The sequence below is a fragment of the Rhizobium ecuadorense genome (genome assembly GCF_001187535.1).
In the GTDB taxonomy this organism is placed as follows: Bacteria; Pseudomonadota; Alphaproteobacteria; order Rhizobiales; family Rhizobiaceae; genus Rhizobium; species Rhizobium ecuadorense.
In genome coordinates this window covers 1-511 of record NZ_LFIO01000169.1, presented here as the reverse complement: position 1 = coordinate 511, position 511 = coordinate 1, and the positions used below count along the sequence as shown (strand labels likewise).

The 511-nt window shown below is 59.1% G+C and carries 1 protein-coding gene; it reads right to left on the bottom strand.

What is annotated here, in order from left to right; translation table 11 throughout:
• The coding region (locus AF337_RS04525; RefSeq protein WP_193393569.1) for a transposase at positions 1-351 on the bottom strand (351 nt) is incomplete at its 3' end.
• Between the last annotated feature and the right edge of the window lie 160 nt (positions 352-511).

Here is a 511-nt window from a genome sequence, read left to right as displayed (position 1 = left end):
GTCGTCGACAGAACGAGTCGAGATTCCCTGGATATACGCTTCCTGGATAACGGCCGTCAGAGCTTTCTCTGCCATGCGGCGCGGTTCAAGGAAGCTCGGAAAGTAGCTGCCTTTGCGCAGCTTCGGAATGCGAAGCTCGACGGTGCCAGCCCGCGTCTCCCAATCGCGGTCACGGTAGCCATTGCGTTGAGTGAGCCGCATGGGGTTCTTCACACCGAAGTCAGCACCCGTAGCCGAGCCGACCTCCAACTCCATCAGCCGCTCGGCGGCAAAGCCAATCATCTCACGCAACAAATCTGCATCGGCACTCTTCTCAACAAGGGAGCGCCCGTTCATCATGTCATTGGTCATCGGTGATCTTTCCGTCAGGTTGGTCTTGAACAACCCGACCCTAGCGGAAAACACTGATGGCCGCCCGCAAAGCCGATCACCCGCTACAGCGCAACGAGAAGCGCGCGGGCGCTCGGCTTTACTCCCTACCGTCACCTACGCCACGTACTGGGACACGATC